This is a genomic window from Hephaestia caeni (assembly GCF_003550065.1).
Classification (GTDB): Bacteria; Pseudomonadota; Alphaproteobacteria; order Sphingomonadales; family Sphingomonadaceae; genus Sphingomonas; species Sphingomonas caeni_A.
The window spans coordinates 261,821-287,658 of the sequence record NZ_QXDC01000002.1 but is presented as its reverse complement, the minus strand read 5'-3'; the positions used below and the strand labels follow the sequence as shown (position 1 = coordinate 287,658).

Sequence of the window (25,838 nt, the reverse complement as noted above, 5' to 3'; positions counted from 1 at the left end):
GGTCGTTCCAGCTCCTCAAAGCCCGCGGGCATTCACAGCATCCCCAGTTCGAGCTTGGCGTCATCGCTCATCTTCTGCGGGTCCCACGGCGGGTCCCAGACCAGATCGACATCGGCGGTCGCGATCCCCGGCACCGAGCCGACGCGCAACTCGACTTCGCCCGGCATCGATTCGGCGACGGGGCAATGCGGCGTCGTCAGCGTCATCGTGATCGCGACATGCCCGTCCGCGGTAACGTCGACCCCGTAGATAAGGCCCAGATCATAGATATTCACCGGGATTTCGGGATCGTAGATCTCCTTGAGCGCGTCGATTACCGCCTCGTACAGCGCCCCGCCCGGCTCGCCGCCCGACACGGGCGGCGGCTGCTGCGCGAGGAAGCCTTCGAGATAATCGCGTTTGCGCTCGAACGTCTCCGCCGCACTCTCGACGCGTGCCTTGGGCGGCGCCTCCACTGCATCGACCTCCTCGACCACGATCTTGCGTGCTTCGTTCATCCGAAGATCCTCGTCACCCGTTCGATTCCCTTGATCAGCGCCGCCACGTCCGCAGGGCCGCTATAGACGCCGAAGCTCGCCCGCGCGGTCGCCGGCACGCCCAGCGCGTCCATCAGCGGCTGCGCGCAATGGTGCCCGGCGCGGATCGCGACCTGCCCTTCGTCCAATATGGTGGCGATGTCGTGCGGATGCACCCCCTCCACCGCAAAGCTCAGGATGCCCGCCGACTCCTCCGGCCCGAACACGCGCACGCTGTTGAGGCCCGCCATCGCTTCGCGCGCCTCGCGCACCAGCGCCGCTTCATGGGCATGGATGCGCTCCAGCCCGACACCTTCGACATAATCGATCGCCGCATGCAGCCCGACGACGCCGACGATATGCGGCGTCCCCGCTTCGAAGCGCGCCGGCGGCGGGGCATAAGTGGTGCGCGCGAAGCTGACGCGATCAATCATCGATCCGCCGCCCTGATACGGCGGCATCGCCTCGAGCAGGTCGCCCCTGCCCCACAGCACGCCGATCCCGGTCGGGCCGTAGAGCTTATGGCCCGAAAAGACGTAGAAATCGCACCCCAGGTCGGCGACGTTCACCGCCATCCGAGGCACCGCCTGACACCCGTCGAGCAGCAATTTCGCGCCAACACCATGCGCCAGTTCGGTCGCGCGCCGGGCATCGAGCACCGAGCCGAGCACGTTCGAGACATGCGCTAGCGCGACCAGCTTGTGCGCCGGCGTCAGCATCGCCGCCATCGCGTCAAGATCGATCCTGCCGTCGCCGGTCAGCGGCACCACATCGATCGCCGCGCCCACGCGCTCGGCAACGAGCTGCCACGGCACGATGTTCGAATGATGCTCCAGCGTCGAAAGCAGAATGCGATCGCCCTTGCGAAGCTGCTTCCCCGCCCAGCACTCGGCGACAAGGTTGATCCCCTCGGTCGCGCCGCGCACGAACACCACCTCGTCGGCCGACGCCGCACCGATGAAGCCCGCGACGCGCTTGCGGGCGGCTTCATAGGCCAGCGTCATATCCGCCGAGCGCTGATAGACGCCGCGATGGACGGTGGCGTAGGTCTCGCCATAGGCGCGCGTGATCGCGTCGACCACGACGCGCGGCTTCTGCGCGGTCGCCGCACTGTCGAGATATGCCCAGCCTTCGGGGATCGCCGGAAAATCACCGCGCACGTCGAGCGCCCGATCAGCCGAAAGGTCAGGCGAAAGTGAGGCCGAGACCCCCGTCACAATGTTTTCTCCAGCCAGGCATCGGCATCGACGGAAAAGGCATCCCTGGTCGCTTCATCGCCGATCCGATCGATCGCATCGGCGACGAACGCCCGCGTCAGCAGCCCCCTTGCCCGCGCCGGCGCGATGCCGCGGCTTGCGAGATAGAACAGCGCGCGGGCATCGAGTTCGCCCACGGTCGCGCCATGCGCGCATTTGACGTCGTCGGCGAAAATCTCGAGTTCGGGCTTGAGGTTGATCGTCGCGGTGCGATCGAGCAGCAGCCCGCGCAAGGATTGTTCGCCGTCGGTCTTCTGCGCGCCGCGCGCCACCTCGACGCGCGCCGCCAGGCTTGCCGTCGATACGTCCTTGGCGACCGCGCGCCAAATCTGCCGGCTCTGCCCATTCACCGCATCGTGGCGCAGCGAAACAGCGCATTCCTGGCGCTGGTTGCCATCGGTCAGCAACGCGCCGCCCAGTTCGGCATAGGCCGCCGCGCCGTTGCAGGTGATCGCGTCGTCGATGCGGCAATCCATCCCGCCCGCGCCGAGAAACACCGAAACGAGGCTCGCGCCCTCGCCCACCGTCGCTTCGTCGCGGATCGAGACGAAGCCCGATCCCTGCAACATTCGCACCGAGCGCATCAGCCGCGCCGAGCGCGCAAGCTCGATCTGCGTCAGCCGGTTGGCCCAGCCCTCACCGACATAGGTTTCGACCACCGACGCCACCGCGTCCTCGGCCAGCGTGATGCGCGCGGGCAGATGGTTGGCGCCGCCCGAGGCGACGTGGACGATCTCGATACCATCGGTCGCCTGATCGCGGTCGAGCGTCAGCGCCCAGCCGGCGCCCGTCGCCTGCCGCCCCAGCGGATGATCGGTCGCAAGCTCGAGTGCCCCGATCGACACGCGGCCAAGCTCGCTTGCGTCCTCATCGAGCACGCCATCCACGAACACCAGTCGCGGCCCGCCCAATCCGATAAAATGCTGCGCAGCATTTCCGGCCTGCCCGTGGCGCGCGCGCGCCAGTTCGGGTAGCGCATCGAGCCGCGACCAGCGCCACGCTTCTTCGCGCCGCGAAGGAAGTTCGAGCAGTTCAACCATATACAAGCTCGCCACTCCAGCGCAGGCTGGAGTCTATCTCTGTTCCAATCGTCATCACCGTTCGCGGCGAGAGACATGGGTGCCAGCCTGCGCTGGCATGACGGAAAGAAATCATCATGCCGCCACCTGCGCATAGCCTTCGGCCTCGAGCTGCCGCGCCAGTTCGATCCCGCCGGAACGGACGATACGACCGCCGGCGAGCACATGGACGAAATCGGGCGCGACGATCTCCAGCAGCCGCTCGTAATGCGTGATCAGCAGCACCGCCTTGTCGGGCGCGCGCATGATGCGGTTGATGCCCTCACCCACCGCCTTCAACGCGTCGATGTCGAGCCCGCTGTCGGTTTCGTCGAGGATCGCGAAGCGGGGCGCGATGATCCCCATCTGCACCATCTCGTTGCGTTTCTTCTCGCCGCCCGAAAAGCCGACATTGACCGGGCGCTTGAGCATCTCCTGATCCATTCCGAGCCCATCCGCCTGCGCGCGTGCGAGCTTGAGAAATTCGCCGCCCGAAAGCAGTGCCTCGCCCCGCGCCTTGCGCTGGCTGTTCAAAGCTTCGCGCAGGAACTGGACGTTGGAGATGCCGGGAATCTCGACCGGATACTGGAAGCCGAGGAATAGCCCCAAAGCGGCGCGCTCGTGGGGTTCGAGTTCCAACAGATCGACCCAGCCATGGTCGTCACCTCGGCCTTGTGCCGGGGTCTGCTTATCCGCAAGCGCTTCCGCCTGAGGCGAGGCGGATGCCGGCACAAGGCCGGCATGACGAGCGGGATGGAACATCACACTGCCCCCCGTCACCTCATATCCGGGCCGCCCGCCGAGCACATAGCCGAGCGTCGACTTGCCCGCGCCGTTCGGCCCCATGATCGCGTGCACCTCGCCCGCGTTCACCTCGAGGTTGAGCCCCTTGAGGATTTCCTTGCCGTCGATTTCGGCGTGGAGGTTATCGATTTTGAGCATTAGGCGCGTTCACCTGCTTTTCGAGCGAAATCCATATTGTCGAGTAGCCCAGCGTATTGGCTAGCAACCTTGGCAACTGCTGGAAGATCGTTCGCAATCGAGCGGATCGGACGCAGGCCGAAACGTGCTTGGGCGCCGGCTTCGTGTAAATTGTGAATGATGGACTGCGTGTTGCGTAGCAGCGTCTCAGCGATCTCATTTGGGCCGAGCAATGATGCGAATTTATTGCTTTCTTCAACATTAGCCTGAGCTCGCGCTTCGATTCGTTCGAACCGAGTCAAGAGCGCATCAATCTCGCGTTCAACCTTCTCTTTAGTTGGAAACAGCATCACCCCACGCTCCCCTCCAAACTGATCCCCAGCAGTTTCTGCGCCTCGACGGCAAACTCCATCGGGAGTTGCTGGAGCACCTCCTTGGCAAAGCCGTTGACGATCAGTGCCACCGCCGCCTCGCTGTCGAGCCCGCGGCTCATCGCGTAGAACATCTGGTCGTCGCTGATCTTGCTCGTGGTCGCCTCATGCTCGATCTGCGCGCTCGGGTTCCTCACCTCGATATACGGCACGGTGTGCGCGCCGCACTGGTCGCCGAGCAGCAGGCTGTCGCACTGGGTGAAGTTGCGCACGTTCTCCGCGCCCGCATTCACGCGCACCAGCCCGCGATAGGTGTTGTCCGAACGTCCTGCGCTGATCCCCTTCGACACGATCGTCGAACGCGTGTTCTTGCCGATGTGGATCATCTTGGTGCCGGTATCGGCCTGCTGGAAATTGTTGGTGACCGCGACCGAATAGAACTCGCCCACCGATCCGTCGCCCGAGAGCACGCAGCTCGGATATTTCCAGGTGATCGCGCTGCCGGTCTCGACCTGGGTCCAGCTCACTTTGCTGTTGGTCCCCGCGCACAGCGCGCGCTTGGTGACGAAATTGTAGATACCGCCCTTGCCGTTCTCGTCACCGGGATACCAGTTCTGGACGGTCGAATATTTGATCTCGGCATCGTCGAGCGCGACCAGTTCGACCACCGCGGCGTGAAGCTGGTTCTCGTCGCGCATCGGCGCGGTGCAGCCTTCGAGATAGCTGACATAGGCGCCCTTGTCGGCGATGATCAGCGTGCGCTCGAACTGGCCGGTATTCTCGGCGTTGATGCGGAAATAGGTGGAAAGCTCCATCGGGCAGCGCACGCCCTCGGGCACGTAGACGAAGGTGCCGTCGGAAAAGACCGCGCTGTTGAGCGTCGCGAAATAATTGTCGCGCTGCGGCACGACCTTGCCGAGCCACTTCCTCACCAACTCGGGATATTCGCGCACCGCCTCGCTGATCGACAGGAAGATCACCCCCGCCGCGGCGAGTTCCTTGCGGAAAGTGGTCGCCACCGAGACGCTGTCGAACACCGCGTCGACCGCGACCTTGCGCGCGCCCTCGACACCGGCGAGCACCTTCTGCTCCTCGATCGGAATGCCGAGCTTCTCATAGGTGCGCTTGATCTCGGGATCGAGATCGTCGAGCGACTTGAGCGTCGGCTTTACCTTGGGCTCGGCGTAATAATAAGCGTCCTGGTAATCGATCTGCGGGATCGAGAGCCTGGCCCAATCGGGCGCCTCCATCTCCAGCCACATCCGGTACGCTTTGAGCCGCCAGTCGAGCATCCATTCGGGCTCGCCCTTCTTCGCGGAGATGAAGCGGACGGTATCCTCGCTCAGCCCCTTGGGCGCGAATTCCTGTTCGAGGTCGGACGAAAAGCCCCACTCGTACTTCTTGCTGACGGCGGCGAGCGCCTCTGCGTTGCGGGTGGCCATGATCTAGGCGACTCCTACAGTGCCGCCCCGGCGCAGACCGGGGTTCAGTCGGGAAAGCGTCGAAGGGGGCGCGGCGCGATCCGCCAATGGCGGCTTCGCAGCCAAATGCCGCCCGGCGCCGGGAAAGGAAGACAGCGAAGCCAGCGACACTTCCGCGAGCGCGCCCCGCACCGCCTCGTTGACGATGCCCCAATGCGGCTTCACGCGGCAATTCTCCTCGATGCAGCAATCGGCGCGACCCTGTTCGAGGCACGTCGTCATCGCGATCGGGCCTTCGACGGCTTCGATGATGTCGGCGAGGTTGATCGTCGCCGGCGGCCGCGCGAGCCGGAGGCCGCCGCCGGTGCCGCGCAGCGTCTCGATCAATCCCGCGGCCGAGAGTTTGCTGACCAGCTTCTGCACCGTCGGCAGCGGCACGCCCGTCTCCTCGGCGAGTAGCGTCGCGTTCAGCCGCCCGCGCGCACCGCACCGGCGCGCGGCGGCGCTGAGGATAACGATCGCATAATCGGCGAGGCTCGAAAGGCGCATAGTGTCTCTGCTGACCAAATCAGACTGATTCGTTCCGATTGGACAGATGGGGACGGCCACGCGTTACGTCAACCGCGGATTTCCTTGAGAATCACTCGCAATTCAGGTGTCGCTGATCAGCGGATCGACGAGCCCGCCCAGCGCGCGCCGCTGCGCGAAGGTCAGCCGTGCGAGCACCGACGGCTCGGCCTTGATCTGGCGCGGCGTCAGCCCGGTGAACTGCTTGATCTCACGGATCAGGTGCGATTGATCGTAAAAGCCGCGTTCGAGCACGTCGTCGAGCGACGCATCGTCGGAGATCAGCGCCACCGCCGCGCGCAATGCCCGATATTTGCGCGCAAGCAGCTTGGGCGGGGCGCCATAGAGCGCGTTGCACTTGCGCTCGACCTGGCGGCGCGACAGCCGCGTCACCGCCACCAGATCCTCGATCCGGGGCGAGACGCTGCCCGCCAGCCAGGCATCGACATGACGAACGAAGGCGCGGGCGCCGCCATCGCGCCGATCGACCAGGGTGCCGATCAGGCCCTCCCCGATTGTCGCCATCGCGGCCATGTCCGGCGCGGCGATGAGCGCGCGCGTGGCGCGGCGCAGCACGTCGCGGCCGAACACGTCGTGCGCATCGACGACGCGGTTGATCATGCCGGAAGCGTCCACCCCCAGCAGCGCCGCCCATCCTGTCGGCGTGATGCCGCATCCAAACGCATGAACCGGCCCGTCCACCGAAACCTTCATCGCCCCGGTCGTCGGCCCGATGATGTGGATCGGCGCCGCATCCTGAACGCTGCCGTCGGGCATCCGATAAGTCGCGACCCCGCCCGACAGCCGAAAGCGAAGCTGCGCATGGTCGGCGCGCTCGGTATCCTCGAAGCATCGGATATCGGCGCGAAAGCGGTAGAACAGGGTTACGAAGTCGCTGACCTCGGCCGAGGGGATGGCATATTCCAATTCGATGTCAGGCATGACCCGTTTTCACTCGACGACGCAGCGCCGAGTTTAGGCCGATACGGCCACAAAGAAAAGCGGCCCGGTCGGCTGAAACCGCCGGGCCGGCTAGGTGAGGATTCCCAAATCGGGAAACCTTCGGGTCGCACGTCGTCTCTGATCGCTATCACGCGCGTTGTATTGGAAGAATCCGACACGCCGCGCTTTGACGTGCGGCCGCGCCGGTGTCATGGGCGGGCGATGACCGGTGGGCTTTCCCGTGCCTTGTTCGCTCTCGACGCCGAACGCGCGCACGGCCTTGCGATCGATGCGCTCGCGGGCTGGGGCGCGCTGGGGGCGCCGTTCGCCGCGCGCGCCTCCGCACCGTCGCTCGCAACCGAACTGGCGGGCTTGCGCTTCGCCAATCCGATCGGCCTCGCCGCCGGGCTCGACAAGGACGGCCGCGCGATCGACGGCCTGTTCGGGCTCGGCTTCGGCGCGGTCGAGATCGGCACGCTCACCCCGTTGGCGCAGCCGGGCAATCCCCGCCCCCGCCTGTTCCGCCTCACCGCGGACCGCGCCGTCATCAACCGGATGGGGTTCAACAATGGCGGGATCGACGCCGCGCTGGCCCGCGTCGCCAAGGCCAGACGGCGCGGCATCCTCGGCATCAACGTCGGCGCCAACAAGGAATCGACCGATCGCATCGGCGATTATCGCATCGGCGTCGCGCGCGCCGCCCCGCTCGCCGATTATGTGACGATCAACATCAGCTCGCCCAACACGCCGGGCCTGCGCGATCTGCAACACGGTGACGCGCTCGACGAATTGCTCGCAGCCGCGCAGGAGGCACGCGGGGCCACGCCCCTGTTCCTCAAGGTCGCCCCCGATCTCGATCCACAAGCGATCGACGCCGTCGCCCGCGCCGCGATCGCGCACGAAATCGACGCGCTGATCGTCGCCAATACGACCATCTCGCGTCCCGATCTGGCGTCGCGACATCGGGCGGAGACCGGCGGTCTCTCGGGCGCGCCGCTGGCGTCGCTGGCACGCACACGGCTCGCGGACTTCCGCCGCGCGACCGGCGGCGCGCTGCCGCTGATCTCGGCGGGCGGAATCGGCGACGCGGATGATGCTTATGCCCGGATTCGCGCGGGTGCGAGCCTCATCCAGCTTTACTCGGCGCTCGTCTACGAAGGGCCGGGGCTGCCGCGCCGGATCGCGCGCGGGCTCACCGAGTTGCTGCAACGCGACGGCTTCGCGCGCGTTTCGGAGGCGGTGGGAACCGGCACGATATAGGGACAGGACCTAACGTCTTGCCAGTGCGGCGAAGCGCGCTAGGCTCCTGATCGAAAGGCGGCGACGGCCGGCCAGGAGAGACGATGCGGACGCTCGAGCATTTCCCCAATCTCGTCACGATGTTCTTCACCCGCGCCCGCGAGGGCGGCGACAAACCGTTCCTGTGGCGCAAGCAGGACGGCCGCTGGGTTGCGACGAGCTGGGCCGAGGCGGCGCGTCAGGCGGCGGGCCTCGCCGCCGCGCTCAAGGCGCTGGGGCTGCAACGCGGCGACCGCGTGATGCTCGTCTCCGAAAATCGCCCCGAATGGTGCATCAGCGATATCGCGATCATGGCCGCGGGCTGCGTGACGGTGCCGACCTACACCACCAATACCGAGCGCGATCACACCCATATCATCGAGAATTCGGGCGCCGCGGCGGTAATCGTCTCGAACGCGAAGCTGGCCAAAACCGTGCTCCCGGCCGTTATCCGATCGTCGCACGCCCGGATCGTAATCGGGATGGAGGATCTGCGCGCCGCGCAGTCGGGCGCCTATGCCGCCTATTCATGGCACGATCTGATCGCGACGCGCCCCGTCGATCCTGAAACCGCCACCGCCGAGGCCGATTTCGCGCGCGAGGATCTCGCCTGCATCATCTACACCAGCGGCACCGGCGGCGCGCCGCGCGGGGTGATGCAGCATCACGGCGCGATCCTGCACAACGTCAACGGCTGCGCGCGTGTCATCGCCGAGGATTTCGGGTGGGACGATGAGGTGTTCCTCTCCTTCCTCCCGCTCTCCCACGCCTATGAACACACCGGCGGCCAGCATTTCCCGATCGGGCTCGGCGCGCAGATCTATTATGCCGAGGGGCTGGAAAAGCTCGCCTCGAACATCGAGGAAGTCCGCCCGACGATCATGGTCGTCGTGCCGCGGCTGTTCGAGGTGCTGCGCACGCGGATCGCCAAGGCGATCGAGAAGCAGGGCAAGCTGCCCGCCTGGCTGCTCGACCGCGCGCAGGCGGTGGGCGCGCGCGATTACGAGCGCAAGGCCCGGCTCACCGACATGCCGATGAAACTGCTCCTCGGCCGCACGCTCAAGCCCAAGATCGCCAGGCGCTTCGGCGGCCGGATGAAAGCGATGGTCTCGGGCGGCGCACCGCTCAACCCCGAGATCGGCATCTTCTTCCAGTCGCTCGGCCTCACCTTCCTCCAGGGCTACGGCCAGACCGAGGCGGCGCCCGTCATCTCCTGCAACCGCCCCTCGGCGGGCTTGCGGATGGATACCGTCGGCCCCCCGCTCGCCGATACCGAGGTGCGGATCGCCGACGACGGTGAAATCCTCGTGCGCGGTGAACTGGTGATGCACGGTTATTGGCGCAACGAGGCCGAAACCGCACGCGTGCTCAAGGACGGCTGGCTTCACACCGGCGACATCGGCGAGATCGACGCCAAGGGCCGGATCAAGATCACCGATCGCAAGAAGGACCTGATCATCAACGACAAGGGCGACAACATCGCCCCGCAAAAGGTGGAGGGAATGCTCACTCTCCAGCCCGAGATCATGCAGGCGATGATCGCGGGCGACCGCAAACCCTATATGGTCGCCGCACTGGTGCCCGATCCCGAATGGACCGCTGAATGGTGCGCGCGAAGCGGCGATCCCTGCAATTTCGCCAATCTCGCGCACGATCACGATTATCGCGCCGCGCTCGGCGCCGCGGTCGAGCGGGTCAACAAGGACTTGTCACAGATCGAGCGCATCCGCCGCTTCATCATCGCCGACGAACCGTTTACGATCGAGAACGAACAACTTACGCCCTCGATGAAGATCCGGCGCCATATCCTGAAGCAAGTGTACGGCGATCGGCTCGACGCGCTGTATCGGGGGTGAGCGGCGTCGCCTCGACGACGCCGTCGCCGCGCTCCCCGTTCAAACCACCGCGCGCAGCGTCCGCGCGGCCGACACCATCGCCTCGATCGACGGGCGCACTTCCTCCCATCGGCGCGTCTTGAGCCCGCAATCGGGATTCACCCAGAGCTGATCGGGCCGCAGGTGCTGCTGCGCGAGTCGCATCAGCGTGACCATCTCCGCCTCGTCGGGCACGCGCGGCGCGTGGATATCGTACACCCCCGGTCCGATCGCGGCCGGATAGCGATAGCGCGCGAAACCTTCGAGCAATTCCATCTGCGAGCGTGCGGTCTCGATCGAAATCACGTCGGCATCCATCGCCCCGATCGAGGGCAGGATGTGGTTGAACTCCGAATAGCACATATGCGTGTGGATCTGCGTCGCGTCGCCGACGCCGGCGGCGGTCAGCCGGAAGCAATCGACCGCCCAGTCGAGATACTGCTGCCAATCGCGCTGCCTCAGCGGCAAACCTTCGCGTAACGCCGCCTCGTCGATCTGGATCGCCTTGGCGCCGGCGGCTTCGAGATCGATCACCTCGTCGCGGATCGCGAGCGCGATCTGGCGGCACGATGCCGCGCGCGGCTGATCGTCGCGCACGAACGACCAGTTGAGGATCGTGACCGGGCCGGTCAGCATCCCCTTGACCGGCTTGTCCGTCAGCGATTGGGCATAGCGCCACCAATCGACCGTCATCGGCGCGGGCCGCGATACGTCGCCATAGAGGATCGGCGGCCGCACGCAGCGCGATCCGTAACTCTGCACCCAGCCGTTCACGGTGAAGACGAAGCCGGCAAGCTGCTCGCCGAAATACTGGACCATGTCGTTGCGCTCGAACTCGCCGTGGACGAGCATGTCGAGCCCTACCCGCTCCTGCCAGCGGATCGCGCGTTCGGTCTCCTCGCGCAGGAAAGCGTCGTACGCCGCCCCCTCCAGTTCACCGCGATTGAACGCGGCGCGCGCCTTGCGCACCTCGCTCGTCTGCGGGAACGAGCCGATCGTCGTCGTCGGAAAGGCGGGCAGCCCCAGCGCAGCGGCCTGCGCGCGGTCGCGCGCCGCCCGGCTGCCCCGCTCGCGCATCGCGGGCGTCACCGCGGCGATGCGTGCGGCCACCGCGGGGTCATGGATACGCGGCGAGGTCTTGCGCGCCGCAACCGCACGCGCCGCCGCCGCGAGATCGTCGGCGACGCTCGCGCGGCCTTCATTGAGCGCGCGCTTGAGCAGCGCCAGTTCCTCGATCTTCTGGACCGCGAACGCGAGCCACTGCGTCACCTCGCCGTCGAGCTTCGTTTCGAGCGCGAGATCGACGGGCACGTGGAGCAGCGAGCATGACGGCGCGAGCACGAGATCGCGGCGCGTGGCGATCGGCTCGATCCGGTCGAGCAACGCCTCCAGATCGCTGCGCCAGACATTGCGGCCGTCGATCACGCCGAGCGACAGCAACATCGCGTCGGGCACCGCGCGCAGCACCGCCTCAAGCTGCTCGGGCGCGCGGACCAGATCGACATGCAGCCCGGCGACCGGCAGCGACGCGGCAAGCGACAGATTGTCGTCGAGCGCTCCGAAATAGGTCGTCAGCATCAGCTTCGGCCCCGAGCGCGCGAGCTTGGCATAAGCGCGCGTGAGCGCCCGGCGCTGGCGGTCGTCGAGATCGGTGACGAGGATCGGTTCGTCGATCTGCACCCAATCGACCCCTGCCTCACCGAGATGGCCGAGGATCGCCGCGTAAAGCCCCAGCACCTCGTCGAGGAAGTCGAAGGGATCGGCCCCCTGCCCCTTGGCGAGGCTCAGCCAGGTGACGGGGCCGACGATCACCGGACGCGTCGCGAACCCCTGCGCCTTGGCCTCGCGCCAGGCGTCGAGCACGCTCAGCCGACCGAGCGCCAGCTTCTGCCCCGCCGCCAGTTCGGGCACGATATAATGATAATTAGTGTCGAACCATTTGGTCATTTCGCACGCCGTCAGGCTGGCGTGGCCGTGCCCGCAGCCGTCCTCGCCGCCGGTGGTGCCGCGCGCCATCGCGAAATAGGTCACCAGATCGGCCGCGCCGGGTGCGGCGCCGTACCGGGCCGGGACCGCACCCAGCATCATGCTCATGTCGAGCATGTGATCGTAGAGCGAGAAATCGCCCGCGGGCAGCCAATCGGCGCCGAGCGCGTTCTGTCGCGCCCAGGCAGCGGTACGCAGCCCGGCCGCGGCGGTGGCGAGCGCGGCCTCGTCGGTCTTGCCCGACCAGAATTTCTCGAGTGCGAATTTCAGCTCACGGCGCGGGCCGATACGTGGAAAGCCAAGCGTGGCGACGGTGACGGTCATGGTCTTCAACCCCGAAGATGGGGCGGAGCGCTTCAGACCGGACACGAGCACGCGACGACGCCGGAAACCCGGCCGTGGACCGCACAAGCGACCAGACCGGGCACCCCGCCGGTGGACGTTATCGCGTCGGAGGCAGGTCTCCTGGCTCGCGGGTCAATGCGGACGGCCCGTCTTCCCAAGGCACATCGGCCTCAGTGACATGGATGGGCCGCCGCTCGCCGCTCACAGTTGCGGGGGCAGCGCCGGTATCGCACCGGCTTCCCTTCTTAGCTCCGATGGGGACAGCCCCACCGGAGAACCTCGACACCCCTTCATCGCGCGCTGCTGCGCCGGCGTCAAGCGTGATATAAAGATTTCTTTATATGACCCCCAGCGCTATCCGGCGTCGGCCGTCCGAGCCCCCTTCATCGCCGCCGCCACCTTCTCGGGCACGACCTCCATCGTCCAGTCCTTGTCAGGGCGCAGATATCTGGCCGCGGTGGCCTGGAGCGTCGCGGGGGTCACCGCTTTCAGATCGCCCACGATCGCACGCGCGGCGGCGATGCGGCGCGGATCATTGGTCGCGCCGCCCAGTTGCTGCATCCAGAACTGGTTGCCGGTCGAGGCGCGCAGCACATATTGCGCGAGCGGGCCGACGGTGCGCTGCAATTCGTCCTCGCTGATCGGCGTCGCGGCGAGATCGGCGGCGATCTTGCGCGCAAGCTCGAAGAAAAAGGCGGTCTTGTCGGGCGGCACCTGCCCCACCGCCATCAGCCGCCCGCCCGATGCGAGCCCAACCGGCCAGTTGCTCACCACCTGCGGGCTGTAGCTGACCCCCGCCTGCGAGCGGAGTTGGTCGATCAGCCGATCGCTGAACACCGCCGCGAGCACATCGAGCCGGCGCGACTCGGCGATCTGTTCCACCCCGCCGCCGGTCGGCCAGGCGATCACCGCCGCCGCCTGATTCTCGGGGCCGCTGTGCGTGCGCACGACAGGAGACATATCGTGCTTTGGGAAGGCGATCGGCGCGGCCGGCGCCTTGCTCGCGGTGCGCGGCTTGAGCGCGCCGATCGTCGCCGCCACTTCGGCGATCGCCTGGTCGGCGGGAATATCGCCGAACACCTGCACCTCGATCGGCCCCTGCCGCAGCAGCGGTTCCCACAAGGCGCGGAAACTTGCCGGGGTGAGCGCCGAGATCGTCTTGGGATCGGGCGTGGTCCAGCGCGGATCGCCGTTGTGGAGCAGCCCTTCGAGGTCTCGCGCGAGCACGCCGGCGGGTGAACCGCCGAGGCTCGGATAACCCGCGAGCATCACCGCGCGCGCACGCGTCACCGGGTTCGGGTCCCATCCCGGTGCGGCGAGCTTGCCCGCGATCAGCTTGAGCTGATCGGCGAGATCGTCGGGCGAGGTCATCGCCGCAAGCGAGAAGGCGTCGTCATCGATCCCGAAGTCCATGCCGATGCGGCGTCCGGCGGTCAGCGCGTCGAGATCGTCCTGCCCCAGCTTGCCGATCCCGCTCGATACCAGCGCGAGGTCGGCGGCCCAGGCGGGCGTCTGCCTGTCGGCGGGCAACGCGTTGTACCCACCCCCGAAACGCACGTTGACGTAGACGCGGTTGGCCTCCGCATCGTTGGGGAACAGCAGCAGCCGGGTGCCGTTCGCAAACGTCACCTGCTCCATGTCGAGCCCGGCAATCGCCGTCCGGCTGACGACCTTGCCCGGCGCACCGAGCGCGGGGAGCTGCGAAAAAGCGGTCGCGGCGAGCGCCTTGCGCTTGCCCGCGAGGCCCGACACATCCTCCTTCATCACCGCGGCGAGCTTGGCGGCGGCATTGGCGTCGGGCGCGCGCGTCGAGACCACCGCCCGCTGGATGCCGTCGAAAATCTTCGCCGTCGACGCCAGCACCGAGGCGGGCGTGAACATCTTCTTGTCCTCGGCCCCGGTCAGGATCGCGTAGCTTGTCGCCGCCGAGGTCGTGGTCTCACGGATATCGAGCGCGCCGACCATCATGTCGGCAAGGTCGGTGCCCTGCTCGGCAGCGGCGGTCTGTACGCCCTGCTTCATGATCGAATCGAACTCGGCCACCGCGCGATCGATCTCGGCCTGGTCGGGCGGGTTCGCCATCGCGTCGGCGATCACCGCGCGCACGTCGCGCACCGCGGCTTCCCAATCGTCGCCGATCGGCATGATGTTGACGAAGGTGCCGTTCACCGATCGCGACACGTCGTCGAGATCGACCTGCGCCTGGATATAGCTGCCGCCCGCACGCGCCCGCGTCTCCAGCCGCCGGTTGATTATCCGCGCCGCCAGCATGTCGATCATGCGCTTCTGGTTGAAGATCACCGTATCCTGGTTGAAATGCCACGGCCTGACGGTCGCCAGCGCCACCAGCGTCGGCAAGCCGGGCTCGGCGAGCGCCGCGCCTGCGGGCTGCGTCTTGTCGGGTGTGCCGAAATCGGGGTCGGCGGGATCGGGGCCGGCGCCTTTCCAGCCGCCGAAATGCTGCATGATCAGCTTGCCGCCAAGCGCCGGATCGATATCGCCGACGAGCACGACGACGGTCCGGCTCGGACGATACCAGCGATCGTGGAACGCCTGAACGGCGGCCGGGGTCGCGGCTTCGAGCGTCTTGATATTGCCGATCGGCGAGCGATCGGCGAGCGGCTGCCCGGCGAAGAAGGTGGTGCGAATCAGGTCGCTGAACTTGACCTGCGGGCCGGGCTGCTCACGCTGCTCGGCGAGCACCACGGGCCGTTCGGCATCGAGCGCCGCCTTGTCGAGATTGGGCGCCGCCATCATGCCTGCGAGCAGGCGCAGGCTCTCCCCCACCGACGCTTCGGTCGCGGCGGGCAGATCGAGCTGATAGACGGTCTGGGTCGGCGTCGTCTGAGCGTTGGTGTCCGAACCGAAGGTCGCGCCCAACCGCTGCCAGATGCGCCGTGCCTCGCCGTCGGGCACCCCCTTCGAGCCCCGGAACGACAGATGCTCGATCAGATGCGCGAAGCCGCGCTCGGTTTCGCTTTCGGCAAGCGACCCGGCGTCGATCCGCACCCGGATCGAGACCTGCCCCGGCGGCACCGAATTGTGGCGCACCGCATAACGCAGGCCGTTGGGCAGCGTCCCGAAATACCAATCGGGATCGGGGGTGATGTCGCTGCCCTCGTACAGCCAGCCCGGTTGCTGGAACACCGACGAGGCCGTCGCACCGTCGCGTGGGGCGGGCGCTGTCGATTGCGCATCGAGCGTGCTCGGCGCGGCGAACAAGAGAGAGAGGAGAAGCGACAGGCGCAGCGCGCGGGGGAAAACGACCATCGGCGTCATCTACCCCGAACGCTTGCCATCCGCCAAGCCGTCGCGGACGAACCTGCGCCCGGTATCGGCCATGATTTGGACCAACAGCGCGCGTAGACGCCCTTCAAGAAGCCGCCCGATGCGGCCGGGCCGAGGCGCACCCCGGCGAGTTGACGAGAGAGTGAGCGTGCACGCCGAGGCCAAGTCCACGAACCCCACACTGTGGCACGATTTGGGCGCGCCGATCACCGAACCGCGCCGCACGCTGCCCGATTTCGGCGTCCTGTCCTCACCCCCGCGCGCGCCCGACGGCCGCATGCCGACGCCGCACCGGCCGCTGGTCATCCGGGTCGGCAAGCGTCTGCGCCGGCTGGTCGATCGCCTCATCGCCGCGGCGTCGCTGGTGCCCAACCATGCCGTGCTCGACGTGCGTGCCTTCCCCTGGACGGCGGAATTGCGCGCCAACTGGCGTGCCGTTCGCAACGAGGCGATCGCGATCGCGCTCGTCGGTGAGGCCTCGCCCCCGCTCGCCACGATCTCGCCCGATCACCGCGGTATCGCCGAGCCGGGCAAGTGGCGCTCGTTCTTCCTCCACGGCTACGGCTACGCAATCGAGGAGAACCTCGCGCGCTGCCCCCGAACGGCAGCGCTCGTCGCGGGCATCCCCAATCTCAACAGCGCCTTCTTCTCGATTCTCGCGCCGGGCACGCACATCCCGAACCATCGCGGCGTCACCAAGGGGCTGATCACCTGCCATCTCGGGCTGATCGTGCCGCGCGACGGCGACGTCCGCATGAAGATCGGCGATCGCATCGTCCGCTGGGCGGAAGGCGAGACCCTGGTGTTCGACGACACCCATCCCCACGAGGTCTGGAACGACACCGGCGGCACGCGCGTCGTGCTCTCGCTCCAGTTCCGCCGTCCGCTGCGCCAGCCGGGTCGTCTGATCGCGGATCTGTTCCTCGGCGCCGTCCGCCGCTCGCCCTTCGTACAGGAGACGCGCGCCAACCTGCTGCGCTGGAACGACGCCATCCGCCGGCGCGACGGTTAGGGTCAGGACCCATTGGAGCTTGATGCCTTTAAGTCGAACCGCTCCCCAAACCCGCTCGTCCCCGGACTTGATCCGGGGTTGTCGAAGCACCGTACTCCGCACCGCAAGCGATCAGCGGGCCTATCGCAGAACGGCCCTTCGACAAGCTCAGGGCGAACGGATCAACGTAAAGTCATCCGACTCTAATTGGATCGTGATGCCGCCATGCGCCGGAAGGCGCCTCAAACGGCCTTCTATTGCCCCGGAAACAGCGCCCGCGCGGTGGGTTCGTCCATCATCGCCTGGCGCACCAGCGGGATCGGCGGGCCGCCATAGCTCAGGAACTGGTCGTGGAACGCCTTCCACGCCTTGCGCCCGCCGCGGCTCGCGGTCCAATCGTCGCGCAGCCGCAGGATCATCAGCTTGCCGAGCGTATAGTTGAGATAGGCGGGATCATAGGTGCCGCGCGCCGCCTGCTGGCGGGCGGTGCCTTCGTCCTGATAGCACTCATCGACGAACATCTGCCGCGACTGGTCCTGCGTCATCCCCTTGGTGTGTAGACCGATCGCCGACAGGAAGCGGCAATCGCGCAGCAGTGCGTTGGATAGCTGGCCGATATGAACCTCGGGGTCGCCGTCCGAATAGCCGGCATCCCACATCATCTGCTCGGCATAATGCGCCCAGCCTTCGGCATAGGCATAGCCGACGAAGAGCTGGCCGAAGATCGACGGCGAGCGATTGGCGTGCAGGAATTGCACGAAATGCCCCGGCATCACTTCGTGGATCGTCGTGAACAGCAGATCGTCCTTCGCCGGAATGAAATCGAGCTGGACCTGCTTTGGCCACGCAGGATCGGGCGGCGAGATGTAATAGACCGACGGAATGCCCTTATCGAACGGCCCCGGCGGATCGATATAGGCCGAATTCTGCCGATTGTAGGGTGGACTTTCCTCGACCTTGGCTTCCTCGGTGCCGGGGATGCTGACGATGTCGTGGCTGACGACGAAGTCGCGCAATTCGGGGATCTGCTTGCGCGCCGCGGCGACCGGGCCTTCGGGGGGCTTGTTCGCCTTCATCTTGGCGGTGCATGCGACGATCGTGGCGCCGGGCGCGAATTGCGCGCACGCCTGCTTCAGCGCGGCCTGGTTCTTGGCGAGATCGGCCTTGCCGATCGCCTCGAGCTGATCGAGCGGAATGTCGACGCCTTCGGTCGCGCTCAGCATTTTCGAGAAGCGTTCGGAGCCGAGCGCGAAATCGGTGTTGGCCGACGCCTTCTGGCTTGCCAGCCACGCGCCGAGATCGTGCATCGCCTTGGCCGCCTTGGCGGAGGCATCGGCGAATTGCTGTTGCAGCCCCTTGTCGTCGACATCGGCGAAGGCCTGGCGCGCGTCGCCCGCGTAGAAATCGCCGAGTCCGTTGAACCCCGCGACGCCGTAATCGATGAAGCTCCGGGGCATCGGGGTCTTGAGATTGGCCCTGATCGCCGCGGCGGCCGTCGGCACCTGCCCGAAAAAGGCGATCATCGCCTTCATCCGCGTCGGCTTGTCGGCATAGTTGCGCGCGATATAGACGTTGGGGTCCAGCCCGCCGCCGACATAATAAGCGGGGTTGGTATGGGGGCTGTCGGCATCCTCGAGCCAGAACAATTTGCCCTTGGCGACCTGAACCAGATAATCGCGCTCGAAGCGCTGTTGCGGGCTCAGCGTTTCGGGCGTGAAATGCTGCGCGCTCTGGATCGCCTGGTGCAGGAACGCCTTCTGCTTCGCGAGCCCGGCGTCGGTCCAGTCGGGGAGCTGGCCGTCGAATTCGTGCTTGCCCTGATAGACCGCGAAACCGGGATCGAGCCGGAACCAGCCGGCGATGAAATCGTCGACGAAGGGCGTCCATTTCGGGTCGCCGGCCTGCTTGTCGACGATGGTGAGATCGGTGTTGCCATTGCCGTCGCTCGGCGAACACGCCCCCATCGTCGCCAGCGCGGCCAGTGCAATTCCCGTCAACAACGCCTTGCGCATTCACCAGCTCCCCGATTCGTCTCGGCGACGTTTCTGGCACCTTGCGCCGCCATGCGCCACCCGCGCTGAAACCTGAGCCACATCGCGCCCAAGCGATCGCTCACTTGCGGCGATCGCACGGGCACCTCTAAAGGGCTCGCGCATGTCCGCGCCCGTCCATCCCCTGCGTATCGCCAACTTCCGCGCTTACTGGCTGTCGCGCTTTTCCGGCACGATCGCGATCAGCGCGCAGGCGATCATCATCGGCTGGCAGGTCTATGAGATCGCCCGCCAAACCCACAGCATCAGGGAATCGGCGTTTCTGCTCGGCATGATCGGCCTGGTGCAGTTCGTGCCGCTATTCCTGCTGACGCCGGTGGTCGGCCTGATCGCGGACACGTTCGACCGGCGCTGGATCGTGCGCGGCACCACCGCCCTGCTCACGCTCAACGCCGCGATGCTGGGGCTGCTCACCGCCGCGGGCGACCTGTCGCTGCCTTTCCTGTTCCTCGCTGCCGGCTTCGTCGGCGTCGCGCGCGCCTTTTCGGGGCCGGCCTATTCGGCGCTCGCCCCCAATCTCGTCCCGCGCGAGAGCCTGCCGACCGCGATCGCCGTCAGCTCGATCGCCTGGCAGACCGGCACGATCGCCGGCCCCAGCGTCGGCGGCGTGCTCTACGCGATCCATCCCGATATCGCCTACGGCACGATTTCCGTCATGTTCGCCTTCGCGCTCGGCATGATCTTCCTGATCGGCGAGGTGCCGCAGCCGGCAGTGCAGAAGCACCGTCATCCGCTTCAGCGCATCGCCGACGGCTTCAATTATGTCCGCAACAACCGGCTGGTGCTCGCCGCGATCACGCTCGATCTGTTCGTCGTCCTGCTCGCCGGCGCGACCGCGCTGCTGCCGGTCTATGCCCGCGACATCCTCCACGTCGGCGCGACGGGCCTGGGCGTGCTCGCCGCCGGCATGGGGATCGGCGCCGCGATCGGCTCGGTCTGGTTCTCGATCTGGCCGATGAAATCCAACGTCGGGGTCAAGATGCTCGCCGCGGTGCTGATCTTCGCCGCCGCGATCCTCACTTTCGGCCTGTCGACCTGGTTCCCGCTCAGCCTTGCCGCGCTGATCGTCGCGGGCGGCGCCGATATCGTTTCGGTTTACGTGCGCCAGTCGCTCATCCAGCTTCACACCCCCGATGAGATGCGCGGCCGCGTCGGTGCCGTTTCCCAGCTCACCGTCTCGGCCTCGAACGAACTGGGCGAGGCGGAGACGGGGCTGATGGCGTCGCTGCTCGGCCCCGTCGCCGCGGTTGCGGTCGGCGGCGTCGCGGCAATCGCGATCACGCTGGTCTGGTCGCGACTCTTTCCCGAGTTGAAACTTGCAAAGACCTTCGATCCGCCCGACATCGTCGATCTCGGACCGGAAAAGGGAGTGACCCAGCCATGAAAGCCGACACGATCCTGGAGACGATCGGCAACACGCCGCACATCCGCATGCAGAAACTGTTCCCCGGCGCGGAAGTGTGGATCAAGTCCGAGCGCGCGAACCCGGGCGGATCGATCAAGGACCGGATCGCCCTGGCGATGGTCGAGGCCGCCGAACAGGACGGCAGCCTCCGGCCCGGCGGCACGATCATCGAACCGACCAGCGGCAACACCGGGGTCGGCCTCGCGATGGTCGCAGCGGTCAAGGGCTACAAGCTCATCCTCGTCATGCCCGAGAGCATGTCGCTCGAACGCCGCCGGCTGATGCTCGCCTATGGCGCGACCTTCGATCTGACGCCCAGGGAAAAGGGCATGAAAGGCGCGATCGAGCGCGCGATCGAACTGGTCGAGGCGACCGAGGGCGGCTGGATGCCGCAGCAATTCGAGAACCCGGCCAATGTCGAGATCCACGCCCGCGCCACCGCGGGCGAGATCCTCGAGGATTTCCGCGACACGCCGATCGACGTCATCATCACCGGCGTCGGCACCGGCGGCCACATCACCGGGGTCGCCGAAACGCTCAAGCGGCATTGGCCCGGCCTGAAAGTCTATGCAGTCGAGCCGACCCAATCGGCGGTCATCTCCGGCGGCAAGCCCGGTCCGCACCCGATCCAGGGGCTCGCGGCGGGCTTCATCCCGGCGAACCTGCATACGCAGGCGCTCGACGGCACGATCCAGGTCGAGGGCGATGACGCCAAGGCGATGGCGCTCAAGGCCGCGCGCGAGGAAGGCATGCTTGTCGGCATCTCCTCGGGCGCGACGCTCGCCGCGATCGCGCAGAAACTCCCCGATCTGCCCAAGGGCAGCCGCATCCTCGGCTTCAATTACGATACCGGCGAACGCTATCTATCGGTGCCGGACTTCCTGCCGGAGCGCTGAGCGCGCTGTTTGGGAGTGGGCCGGTGCCGCCTCGGAAATCGCTCTTCCGCGATTTCCCAAACATGCTCTTAGCGGGTAAAGCCCCGCGCCGATGACGATCGATCTGCCATCCGGGGCCGCCGCGCCCGGCTTTGCGCGCGCGCACCCCGTGCTGGCGGCGGTGCTCGCGCTCGTTGCCGTGCTCGCGGTCGCGCTGCCCACCGCGATCGTGCTGACCGCGCCGACGCCGACCCGGATCGCCAAGAAGCTCCACAAGCACCAGCGCGTCGTGCCGCCGGCCGAACTGCCACCGGTCGAGCCCGTCGCCTACATCAACCTCGCGCCCGGCGATGCGCGGCTGATCAACGCCGCGGTGCCGTTCTCGACCGATCCCAACCCGGCCGCGAAACCCTTTCGCCTGCCCGCCGCCGATACCGACGCCGATCGCGCCCGCGCGCTCGATTGTCTCGCCGCGGCGGTGCTCTACGAGGCGGGCGACGATGCCGAGGGCGAACAGGCGGTCGCGCAGGTGGTGCTCAACCGCGTCCGCCACCCCGCCTTCCCCAAGACGGTGTGCGGCGTCGTCTTCCAGGGATCGGAGCGCTCGACCGGCTGCCAGTTCACCTTCACCTGCGACGGCGCGCTCACGCGGCGCTTCTCCAACGCGGCCTGGGATCGCGCGCGCGACGTCGCGAAGGCGGCGCTCACCGGCCATGTCGACAAGGCGGTCGGCTATGCGACGCATTACCACACCGATTGGGTGGTCCCCTATTGGAGTTCGAGCCTGGATAAGGTGACCGCGGTGGGCACCCATCTGTTCTTCCGATGGACCGGCTGGTGGGGAACGCCGCCCGCCTTCAACCGGGATGTCCTGTCGAGCGAGCCCGCAATCGCGATACTCGCGCCGCTTTCCGACGCGCACCGCGCCGCGATCGGCCTCGCGATGGGTGCGCCGGGCAGCGTCGATGCCGCCACGCTCGACAATGCCGCACTGCCGGTCTCGACCGCCGCCGATCCCGACAGTTTCCTCGTCACGCTCGACAAGAGCATCGCCCCCGCCACCTATCCCGCGCTCGCGGCGCGGACGTGCGGGTCGCGACCTTATTGCAAGTTCATGGCGTGGACCGATGCCAGCGCGACCCCCGCCAAGCTGCCGCTCAGCCAGCAGCAGGTGGCGATGATGTCGTTCAGCTATCTGCGCGACACCGCCAACGGTTACGACAAGGCGCTATGGAATTGCGGCGAGTTCGATCGGCCGCAGCTCAACCAGTGTATGAAGCTGCAAGTGCTGATGCCCGCGACACCGAAGAAGGTGGAGGATATCTTCCTGCGCGATCTCGGCCCCGATACCGCGCCGATCCCGATGGTAGCGGCGCAACCGGCCAAACCCGCCCCGACGCCACTCGCGGGCGTGCGCCGCAAGGACGAACCGCCCGCCATCACCGTCCCGCAAATCGCGTTGCCGCAGGAGCGGTAACGCGCCGCCCCCGTCATCCCCGCGAAAGCGGGGACCCATCTCCCCCGATCAACCCACCCACTACGGTTGAGATTCCGCGGGGATGACGAGCGGAGGTGCCGGATGACGGCGACCGATCACCCCGCCGCGAACATCTCCGGCGGCAAGGCCATCATCGCCTCGCTGCCGCCTTCGATCTTGCGGCGCAGCGCGTCCGCCTCGGGCATGATACGATCGGCGAAATAGCGTGCGGTGACGCGTTTGGCCTCCAGGAATGCGGTGTCCTCCGCGCCGTCCGCCAGCGCCGCGCCCGCCGCTTTGGCCATCCGCAGCCACATCAGCCCCAGCGCGACGATCCCCATCAGATGCATGTACGGATGCGCGCCCGCGCCGACCTGGTTGGGGTTCTGCATCCCCTGCCCCATGAACCACATCGTCGCCGCTTGCAGTTCGCCGAGCGCCTTTTCCAGCTTGCCCGCAATGCCCGCGAGTGCCTCGTCATCCTTGGCCGCCGCGGCTTCCTCGGCGACGAGCTTGAAGAACGCCTGCACCGCGCGGCCGCCGTTCTGCGCCAGCTTGCGACCAACCAGATCCATCGCCTGCACCCCGTTGGTGCCTTCGTAGATCATCGCGATCCGCGCATCGCGCACATATTGCTCCATCCCCGATTCGACGATGTAGCCGTGCCCGCCAAACACCTGCTGCGCGTTGGTGGCGATGTCATAGCCCTTGTCGGTGCCATAGCCCTTGATGACGGGGGTGAGCAGCCCGACCAGATCGGCGGCGGCCTGCCGCTCCTCCTCGCTCGCCGCGCCCTGTTCGAGATCGACCTGCAACGCCCCCCACAGGCACAGCGCGCGCAGCCCCTCGATCGTCGCCTTGGCATCCATCAGCATCCGCCGAATGTCGGGATGGACGAACAGCGGATCGGCCTTTTCGGTCGGCTCGGCCGGCCCGGTGAGCGCGCGCCCCTGCCGCCGGTCCTGCGCGTACTGGACCGCGTTCTGATACGCGACCTCGGCGACGCCCAGCCCTTGCAAGCCCACGCCCAGCCGCGCGGCGTTCATCATGATGAACATCGCGGCGAGCCCCTTCATCTCCTCGCCGACCAGCCAGCCGGTCGCGCCGTCGTAATTCATCACGCAGGTCGAGTTGGCGTGGATGCCCATCTTGTGCTCGATCGATCCGCACGACACCCCGTTGCGCGCGCCCAACGAGCCATCGTCGTTGACGAGGAACTTGGGCACCACGAACAGCGAAATTCCCTTCGAGCTGTCAGGCGCGCCCGGCGTCTTGGCGAGGACGAGGTGGATGATATTCTCGGTCAGGTCGTGCTCGCCCGACGAGATGAATATCTTGGTCCCGGTGATCGCGAACGATCCGTCGGCCTGCGGCTCGGCCTTGGTGCGGATCAGCCCCAGATCGGTCCCGCATTGCGGCTCGGTCAGGTTCATCGTCCCGCCCCACTTCCCCGAGACCATGTTGGGCACATAGGTCGCCTGCTGTTCGGGCGTGCCCTTGACGAGCAGCGCCGCGATCGCGCCGTGGGTCAGCCCCGGATACATCGCGAACGCCATGTTCGAGGAGATCATATATTCCTGGAACGCGGTCGAGACGACGTGCGGCATCGCCTGTCCGCCGAATTGCTCGGGTGCCGAAAGCGTGCCCCAGCCCGATTCGACGAACTGGTCGTACGCCGCCTTGAACCCCGCGGGCGTCGTCACGCTGCCGTCGTCGTGGCGCGTGCATCCTTCGGCATCGCCCGGCTGGTTGAGCGGAAACAGCACCTCGGCGACGAACTTGCCGCCCTCGTCGAGCACCGCATCGACCACATCGGGGGTGGCGTTGGCGAATCCCGGCAGATTGGCGTGGCCGGCCAGCCCGACGACATGATCGAGGATGAAGCGCGTGTCGCGCACCGGCGGGGTATATTGGGGCATCGTTCGATCCTTATCGTGTCTTTTGCGCCTGCGTCTGTTCGAGCAAGGCGACGAAATCGTTCAGTTCCTCGATCGCGGCGTCGATATCGTGCTTTTGCGCGGTCAGCGTCGCGATCCGCTCCCGGCAGCGCGCGATCGTCACGTCGCGCTGGACGCGGCGGCCGTCGCCGAGGTCGTAGAGATCGATCATCTCGCGGATCTCGCCCAGCGAAAAGCCGACGCGCTTGCCGCGCAGGATCCACGCGAGCCGCGCGCGATCGCGGTGCGAATAGATGCGCTGCGTGCCGCGCCGCTCGGGCGCGATCAGCCCTTCGTCCTCATAGAAACGCAGCGCGCGCGGCGTGACCTCGAATTCCGCCGAAAGGTCCGAAATCGAGAAATGCTCGCGATCCAGGCGCGGCGCGATCGGCGCATAGGCAGCGATGCTCGGCATGGTGAAAAGCTAACGCCGGTTTACGTGAACGTCAACTAACCACTCCGACGCACCGCACATAACGATCAGTGCGGGTTGGCGATCGGAAGGTCTATCTTCACCGCGTGAGTTTGCACCGGCGTAAGCAGCAACACTGCGCCGCTCGCCAGCCCCACGACGCCCCAAGAATAATGCTTCCGCCGCAGATCGACGATCCCGCGCACGACACAATAAATCGCAGCGATTGCGCACGCGGCCGACCACCACATCATTCCAACATCCATCGTCTCACCCCCCACAGAGCAGCCGCCCCTTCGCATCGCGCATCGCGCGCGCCTCGGCGGCGGAATCGCTCAGCCGATCGGCCTCCATGCCCGCCAGCGACGCGCGGCCGGTGCAATAATGCGCGCACCCTTTGGGCAGCGTTCCCGGCAGTACGATGCGATCGCCCTCGAAGCGCGCATCGAACCCGCACCCCTCGTTCCCTGCCAGCGTGACACGCAGCAATTCCCCTTCTCGGCGCGCAGTCCCGGAGGCGGTGCAATGCTGGCCGTCGCCGTAATCCATATCGATGCCGATGATGAAATCCTGCGGCGCGGGCAGCACGCAGATGCGATCGGTCGCCCGTGCGTAGAGTCCGGTCGGGTCGGTGCTTGCCGGATCGGGGATCACCCCCACCGCGATCGCCGCCGCCTCCAGATCCCCCCCGGCCCCGGCGTTTGCCACGCTCGCTTCGTCCGCGCGATCCGAACACCCCGCCAGCAGCGCCAGCGCCAAAAGCGCCGCGGCCTGTTTGAGAAATCGCGAAAGAGCGATTTCCGAAGCGGCGCCGGCCCACTCCCCCACCCGGCCACCCATAGAATACTGGTGTTGGGTGCCCGGGTGG

At 66.8% G+C, this 25,838-nt stretch carries 21 protein-coding genes and 1 riboswitch; of the genes, 6 read left to right on the top strand and 15 right to left on the bottom strand.

Annotation, left to right across the window (positions count from 1 at the left end; translation table 11 throughout):
- Positions 1 to 32 precede the first annotated feature (32 nt).
- From DFR49_RS01310 to DFR49_RS01280, 8 genes are all read right to left on the bottom strand, one after another.
- Positions 33 to 497 (bottom strand): SUF system Fe-S cluster assembly protein, encoded by a 465-nt coding sequence (locus tag DFR49_RS01310; RefSeq protein WP_119034245.1) that lies wholly within the window; start codon positions 495 to 497, stop codon positions 33 to 35.
- Positions 494 to 1,732 (bottom strand): cysteine desulfurase, encoded by a 1,239-nt coding sequence (locus DFR49_RS01305; RefSeq protein ID WP_425454898.1) that lies wholly within the window; start codon positions 1,730 to 1,732, stop codon positions 494 to 496. Before DFR49_RS01305 ends, DFR49_RS01310 begins: the two co-directional genes overlap by 4 nt.
- Positions 1,729 to 2,811, bottom strand: a complete 1,083-nt coding sequence (locus DFR49_RS01300; RefSeq protein WP_119035211.1) for a SufD family Fe-S cluster assembly protein — start codon at positions 2,809 to 2,811, stop codon at positions 1,729 to 1,731. Before DFR49_RS01300 ends, DFR49_RS01305 begins: the two co-directional genes overlap by 4 nt.
- Positions 2,812 to 2,925: 114 nt before the next feature.
- Positions 2,926 to 3,771: a Fe-S cluster assembly ATPase SufC gene (sufC, locus tag DFR49_RS01295; protein ID WP_119034244.1), complete on the bottom strand. Its 846-nt coding sequence runs from the start codon at positions 3,769 to 3,771 to the stop codon at positions 2,926 to 2,928.
- Entirely contained in the window at positions 3,771 to 4,103 is a 333-nt protein-coding gene (locus tag DFR49_RS21560) for a hypothetical protein (RefSeq protein WP_147373607.1), read from the bottom strand. The genes sufC and DFR49_RS21560 overlap by 1 nt, the downstream gene beginning before the upstream one ends.
- Positions 4,100 to 5,563, bottom strand: a complete 1,464-nt coding sequence (gene sufB, locus DFR49_RS01290; RefSeq protein ID WP_119034243.1) for a Fe-S cluster assembly protein SufB — start codon at positions 5,561 to 5,563, stop codon at positions 4,100 to 4,102. The genes DFR49_RS21560 and sufB overlap by 4 nt, the downstream gene beginning before the upstream one ends.
- Positions 5,564 to 5,566: 3 nt before the next feature.
- Positions 5,567 to 6,091 (bottom strand): SUF system Fe-S cluster assembly regulator, encoded by a 525-nt coding sequence (locus DFR49_RS01285; protein ID WP_119034242.1) that lies wholly within the window; start codon positions 6,089 to 6,091, stop codon positions 5,567 to 5,569.
- Positions 6,092 to 6,193: 102 nt separating this feature from the next.
- Positions 6,194 to 7,051, bottom strand: coding sequence for a helix-turn-helix transcriptional regulator (locus tag DFR49_RS01280; protein ID WP_119034241.1), 858 nt, complete (start codon positions 7,049 to 7,051; stop codon positions 6,194 to 6,196).
- Between the two features lie 222 nt (positions 7,052 to 7,273).
- On the opposite strand from DFR49_RS01280, the gene DFR49_RS01275 reads away from it, so the two are divergent.
- Both DFR49_RS01275 and DFR49_RS01270 read left to right on the top strand, forming a co-directional pair.
- Positions 7,274 to 8,311: a quinone-dependent dihydroorotate dehydrogenase gene (locus tag DFR49_RS01275; protein WP_119034240.1), complete on the top strand. Its 1,038-nt coding sequence runs from the start codon at positions 7,274 to 7,276 to the stop codon at positions 8,309 to 8,311.
- 83 nt (positions 8,312 to 8,394) lie between these two features.
- The gene (locus tag DFR49_RS01270) at positions 8,395 to 10,185 is read left to right on the top strand and encodes an AMP-dependent synthetase/ligase (protein ID WP_119034239.1); all 1,791 of its coding nucleotides are present in this window, start codon (positions 8,395 to 8,397) and stop codon (positions 10,183 to 10,185) included.
- Between the two features lie 39 nt (positions 10,186 to 10,224).
- Here DFR49_RS01270 and metE read toward each other — a convergent pair whose 3' ends face one another.
- Positions 10,225 to 12,513 carry a 5-methyltetrahydropteroyltriglutamate--homocysteine S-methyltransferase gene (metE, locus tag DFR49_RS01265; protein ID WP_119034238.1) on the bottom strand — a complete coding sequence of 763 codons (2,289 nt, stop codon included), beginning with the start codon at positions 12,511 to 12,513 and terminating at the stop codon, positions 10,225 to 10,227.
- Positions 12,514 to 12,627: 114 nt separating this feature from the next.
- Positions 12,628 to 12,830, bottom strand: a riboswitch (cobalamin riboswitch).
- Between the two features lie 58 nt (positions 12,831 to 12,888).
- Positions 12,889 to 15,804: a M16 family metallopeptidase gene (locus tag DFR49_RS01260; RefSeq protein ID WP_119035210.1), complete on the bottom strand. Its 2,916-nt coding sequence runs from the start codon at positions 15,802 to 15,804 to the stop codon at positions 12,889 to 12,891.
- Between the two features lie 160 nt (positions 15,805 to 15,964).
- On the opposite strand from DFR49_RS01260, the gene DFR49_RS01255 reads away from it, so the two are divergent.
- Positions 15,965 to 16,834: an aspartyl/asparaginyl beta-hydroxylase domain-containing protein gene (locus DFR49_RS01255; RefSeq protein ID WP_245968186.1), complete on the top strand. Its 870-nt coding sequence runs from the start codon at positions 15,965 to 15,967 to the stop codon at positions 16,832 to 16,834.
- A 233-nt stretch (positions 16,835 to 17,067) separates the two neighbouring features.
- Here DFR49_RS01255 and DFR49_RS01250 read toward each other — a convergent pair whose 3' ends face one another.
- Positions 17,068 to 18,825, bottom strand: coding sequence for a DUF885 domain-containing protein (locus DFR49_RS01250; protein ID WP_119034237.1), 1,758 nt, complete (start codon positions 18,823 to 18,825; stop codon positions 17,068 to 17,070).
- Between the two features lie 142 nt (positions 18,826 to 18,967).
- Here DFR49_RS01250 and DFR49_RS01245 point away from each other — a divergent pair, with 142 nt between their 5' ends.
- The 3 genes from DFR49_RS01245 to DFR49_RS01235 all read left to right on the top strand — a co-directional run bounded on the left by DFR49_RS01245 (position 18,968) and on the right by DFR49_RS01235 (position 22,621).
- Complete coding sequence (locus DFR49_RS01245; RefSeq protein ID WP_119034236.1) at positions 18,968 to 20,248, top strand: MFS transporter; 1,281 nt, start codon at positions 18,968 to 18,970, stop codon at positions 20,246 to 20,248.
- The gene (gene cysK / locus DFR49_RS01240) at positions 20,245 to 21,165 is read left to right on the top strand and encodes a cysteine synthase A (protein ID WP_119034235.1); all 921 of its coding nucleotides are present in this window, start codon (positions 20,245 to 20,247) and stop codon (positions 21,163 to 21,165) included. Before DFR49_RS01245 ends, cysK begins: the two co-directional genes overlap by 4 nt.
- A 91-nt stretch (positions 21,166 to 21,256) precedes the next feature.
- Entirely contained in the window at positions 21,257 to 22,621 is a 1,365-nt protein-coding gene (locus DFR49_RS01235) for a cell wall hydrolase (protein ID WP_211325786.1), read from the top strand.
- Between the two features lie 116 nt (positions 22,622 to 22,737).
- Here DFR49_RS01235 and DFR49_RS01230 read toward each other — a convergent pair whose 3' ends face one another.
- From DFR49_RS01230 to DFR49_RS01215, 4 genes are all read right to left on the bottom strand, one after another.
- Positions 22,738 to 24,540, bottom strand: a complete 1,803-nt coding sequence (locus DFR49_RS01230) for an acyl-CoA dehydrogenase C-terminal domain-containing protein (protein WP_119034234.1) — start codon at positions 24,538 to 24,540, stop codon at positions 22,738 to 22,740.
- A 10-nt stretch (positions 24,541 to 24,550) separates the two neighbouring features.
- Positions 24,551 to 24,973, bottom strand: coding sequence for a MerR family transcriptional regulator (locus tag DFR49_RS01225; RefSeq protein WP_119034233.1), 423 nt, complete (start codon positions 24,971 to 24,973; stop codon positions 24,551 to 24,553).
- 65 nt (positions 24,974 to 25,038) lie between these two features.
- Positions 25,039 to 25,224, bottom strand: a complete 186-nt coding sequence (locus DFR49_RS01220) for a hypothetical protein (RefSeq protein WP_119034232.1) — start codon at positions 25,222 to 25,224, stop codon at positions 25,039 to 25,041.
- 16 nt (positions 25,225 to 25,240) lie between these two features.
- A complete protein-coding gene (locus DFR49_RS01215; protein ID WP_245968185.1) occupies positions 25,241 to 25,798 on the bottom strand; it encodes a hypothetical protein in 558 nt (185 codons plus the stop codon).
- Positions 25,799 to 25,838 lie beyond the last annotated feature (40 nt).